General features: G+C 66.2%; 5 protein-coding genes and 1 pseudogene. 4 read left to right on the plus strand and 2 right to left on the minus strand.

Features of this window, described 5'->3' with window-relative positions; genetic code table 11:
- Both ACRDUX_RS00030 and ACRDUX_RS00035 read right to left on the minus strand, forming a co-directional pair.
- On the minus strand, positions 1-233 hold a 233-nt coding region (locus ACRDUX_RS00030), incomplete at its 3' end, for an SRPBCC domain-containing protein (RefSeq protein WP_526409802.1).
- Between the two features lie 14 nt (positions 234-247).
- Positions 248-553 carry an ArsR/SmtB family transcription factor gene (locus tag ACRDUX_RS00035; protein ID WP_526409804.1) on the minus strand — a complete coding sequence of 102 codons (306 nt, stop codon included), beginning with the start codon at positions 551-553 and terminating at the stop codon, positions 248-250.
- 67 nt (positions 554-620) lie between these two features.
- On the opposite strand from ACRDUX_RS00035, the gene ACRDUX_RS00040 reads away from it, so the two are divergent.
- From ACRDUX_RS00040 to ACRDUX_RS00055, 4 genes and pseudogenes are all read left to right on the plus strand, one after another.
- Complete coding sequence (locus tag ACRDUX_RS00040) at positions 621-1139, plus strand: mycothiol transferase (RefSeq protein ID WP_526409806.1); 519 nt, start codon at positions 621-623, stop codon at positions 1137-1139.
- Complete coding sequence (locus tag ACRDUX_RS00045; protein WP_526409808.1) at positions 1136-1714, plus strand: phosphatase PAP2 family protein; 579 nt, start codon at positions 1136-1138, stop codon at positions 1712-1714. The genes ACRDUX_RS00040 and ACRDUX_RS00045 overlap by 4 nt, the downstream gene beginning before the upstream one ends.
- 10 nt (positions 1715-1724) lie before the next feature.
- Complete coding sequence (locus tag ACRDUX_RS00050) at positions 1725-3236, plus strand: aldehyde dehydrogenase family protein (RefSeq protein WP_526409810.1); 1512 nt, start codon at positions 1725-1727, stop codon at positions 3234-3236.
- 83 nt (positions 3237-3319) lie between these two features.
- Positions 3320-3597, plus strand: a pseudogene (locus tag ACRDUX_RS00055) (polyphosphate kinase 2); the annotation flags it as partial.

A 3597-nucleotide genomic window follows, 5' to 3' on the forward strand; every position in this document is an offset into this window, starting at 1 on the left:
CGGTGAACCAGCTCGTGCGGCGGCTGGATCGAGATCACCTCGCCGTCGTGCGGTTCGTCACCGGGGTTCTCGCGCACCTGCATCGGACCGGGTGCGTCGAATGGGCGCTCCGGGACGATCGGCGACCAACGCGCCAGCCGAGCCGGATCGGTCAACCAGGGCCAGACCACCTCGACCGGATGGGCGAATTCCCTTGTGAGCGTCAAAACCCAAGCGCCGTCGGCGTTCTCCAACCTTGCATCCATCGTCACGATTGCTCCTCCTCGATCAGGTCGCCCAGCCGGTCCAGGCTCATCGACCACTTGCGGTGGTAGGGCGTGACCCAGGCCAGCACCGTGGGCAGCGGGTCACGTGCCAGTCGGTAGACGCGGCGCTTCCCGTCGACGTCGACGTCGACGGTGCCCGCCTCGCGTAGCACTGCGAGGTGCTTCGACGCTGACGATTGCGAAATACGAAGCTGCGCAACGAGAGTTCCGACGTCGGCGTTGCCGTCGCGCAGGGCGTCGAGAATCTGGCGCCTGGTCGGATCGGCAATCACCGCGAACGCGTCCACGCCTTCATATGACTACGTGATCATATGAATGTCAAGGAATATGTTTGACCGGGTAACGTCATCAGGTATGGCTGACACCGACATCTCGGCTGCCCGCGAGCTGCTGCGCGACTCGTTCACCCGGCTCATCGAACACGTCGACGACCTCACCGACGGATTGACCGACGACGTCGCGCTCTACCAGCCGACACCCGAGGCCAACACCATCTCCTGGCTGCTCTGGCACAGCGCTCGCGTGCAGGACGCCCAGCTGTGCGACGTCGCGGGCATCGAGCAGGTCTGGTTCCGCGACGGCTGGGTCGACCGGTTCGATCTCGACCTTCCGAAGGACTCGCACGGTTACGGCCACACCCCCGAGCAGGTCGCCAAGGTCCGTGCGCCCGCCGATCTGCTCAAGGGCTACTACCACGCCGTGCACGCGGTGACGTTGGAGTTCGTCGCCTCGGTGACGTCGGAGGAACTGGAGCGCATCGTGGACAAGCGCTGGACGCCGCCGGTCACGGCGAGCGCGCGCCTCGTCAGCATCGTCGACGACTGCGCGCAGCACCTCGGCCAGGCGGCCTACATTCGCGGCATCGCCGTTTGAAGACGGCGCTTCGCGTCTGGCCGCCGATCGCTTTCGCAGCCATGCTCGTGCTCGGTTGGGCGGTGCGCAGCGGCCCGATAGGTATCGACCGGTGGTTTCAGCATCTGCGCCATGGCCCGGCGCAATGGCTACTGGTGTTCACCGACCCTCGGGTTTTGGCGCTGATGTGGCTGGCGGTGCTGGCCGTCACGGTCTACCGGCGGCGATGGCGGCTGGTAGCCGCGATCGTTGTTTCGCCCGTGGTGGCGCTCGTGCTCGAACAACTGCTGAAGCGGCTGTTCGGACGTGAAAAGGGAGCGGCCCCGGGGTCGCTCGCCTACCCGAGCGGTCACACGACAGTGATGGTCGTCGTGGTGGGCATGGTATTGCTGGTCGTCGGGGCCGGGCTGTGGGCACTCAGCGGTGCGGTCGTGTACTGCCTGCTCGGCATGATCGGCCAAGGCGCGACGTACCACTACTTCACCGACACAGTTGGTGCGCTGCTGCTAGGCACGGCCATCGTGTGTGTCGTCGCGCGCGTTGCCGAACTTGACAGGTGTCAACCCCGATGCGATCTGCATCACAGCGGCGGTTAGCATTGGGGCTATGACTGCAACGCCCCAAGTTGAAGCAACCGCCACGATCCTCAACCCAGCCACGGGCGCGGTCGCGGGCACGGTGCGGTGGACCGACCCGGCCGATGTCGCCCGCATCGCCGCCGGACTGCGGCAGTCGCAGCGGGAGTGGGAGGCCCGCGGTGCCGCAGGCCGCGCGAAGGTGCTGGCCCGCTACGCCGTGTGGCTCGGCGATCACCGCGATGAGATCGAGTCGCTGCTGATCAAGGAGACCGGCAAGTCTGCGACGGACGCCGCCCAAGAGGTGCCCTTGCTGATCATGATCCTGTCGTACTACATCAAGACCATGGAAAAGGCGCTGGCGCCCGACACCCGCCCCGCTCCGCTGCCGTTCCTGTCCATCAAGAAGATCACGGTGCACTACCGCCCGCGCCCCATCGTTGGCATCATCGCGCCTTGGAACTACCCGGTCGCGAACGCGTTGATGGATGGCATCGGCGCGCTCGCCGCGGGTTGCGCGGTCTTGCTCAAGCCGTCCGAGCGCACACCGCTGACCGCTGAAGTGCTGCTGCGCGGGTGGATCGACTCCGGTGCCCCCGACGTGCTCGCACTCGTTCAGGGCGCGCGTGAGGCCAGCGAGGCCGTCGTCGACGCTAGCGACTTCATCCAGTTCACCGGATCCAGTGCGACGGGCGTGAAGGTGATGGAACGCGCGGCGCGCAGGCTCACCCCGGTCAGCCTGGAGTTGGGCGGCAAGGATCCGATGATCGTCCTCGAGGACGCGGACGTCGAACTCGCCGCCCACGCCGCCGTCTGGGGCGCGATGTTCAACGCCGGGCAGACGTGTGTGTCGGTCGAGCGGGTGTACGTGCTCGAACCCGTCTACGACGAATTCGTCAACGCGGTGGTGCGCGACGTGCAGAACCTGAAGGTGGGCGCAGGCGACGGCTACGACTTCGGTGCGCTGATCGACGAGAGCCAGGTGGCCGTGACCGAGCGCCACGTCGCCGACGCTCTCGCCAAGGGCGCCAAGGCAATCACCGGCGGCGAGCGTCCCTCCGGGCCCGGCAGCTTCTACACCCCGACCGTGCTGATCGGTGTCGACCACACGATGGCCTGCATGACGGAGGAGACCTTCGGTCCCACGCTGCCGATCATGAAGGTCTCGACTGTCGCCGAGGCCGTCCGGTTGGCCAACGACAGCCCGTACGGTCTCAGCGCGGCGGTGTTCTCCCGTGACGTCGAACGTGCGAAGGACGTTGCGCTGGAGCTTGATTGCGGTGCGGTGAACGTCAACGACGTCATCTCGAACCTGATGTGCACCACCGCGCCGATGGGCGGCTGGAAGACTTCCGGCATCGGTGCGCGCTTCGGTGGGGCCGATGGTGTGCGCAAGTACTGCCGCCAGGAGACGGTCGTGGTGCCGCGGACCAACGTCGGCGCCGGGGGGAACTACTACAACAACTCGCCCAAGTCGCTCAAGCGGATGAACACGATGATGACGAAGTTGGCGCTGATCCGGCCCAAGCGCAAGGCCAAGTAGACCGGACGGGTTCGGACAGTCGCGGCACCTTCCGTTCACCCGGGCGTCACCGAAATGTACGCCGGGCTGGATACGTTCGGCGGGTGACTCTCGATGCCTCTGCCGTCAACGGCTACACCGTGCGCGACGACGATGACGACGATCCCGAACTTCTGATAGTGCCCACCGGCGAGGTCGTCGACACCTGGCGCGAGAACTATCCGTACGACGAGCGCATGAGGCGCGAGGAGTACGAGCAGCAGAAGCGGCTGCTGCAGATCGAACTGCTCAAGCTGCAGAAGTGGAGCCAGGGCAACGGTCTGCGGCACGTGATCGTGTTCGAGGGCCGCGACGCCGCGGGCAAGGGCGGCACCATCAAGCG

Source organism: Mycobacterium sp. (assembly GCF_050701675.1).
GTDB lineage: Bacteria > Actinomycetota > Actinomycetes > Mycobacteriales > Mycobacteriaceae > Mycobacterium.

What these genes read in the sequence shown, in the direction of transcription:
- ACRDUX_RS00040 (WP_526409806.1), top strand. Translation starts at nt 621, where the DNA reads ATGGCTGACACCGACATCTCGGCTGCCCGCGAGCTGCTGCGCGACTCG.
- ACRDUX_RS00050 (WP_526409810.1), top strand. Translation starts at nt 1,725, where the DNA reads ATGACTGCAACGCCCCAAGTTGAAGCAACCGCCACGATCCTCAACCCA.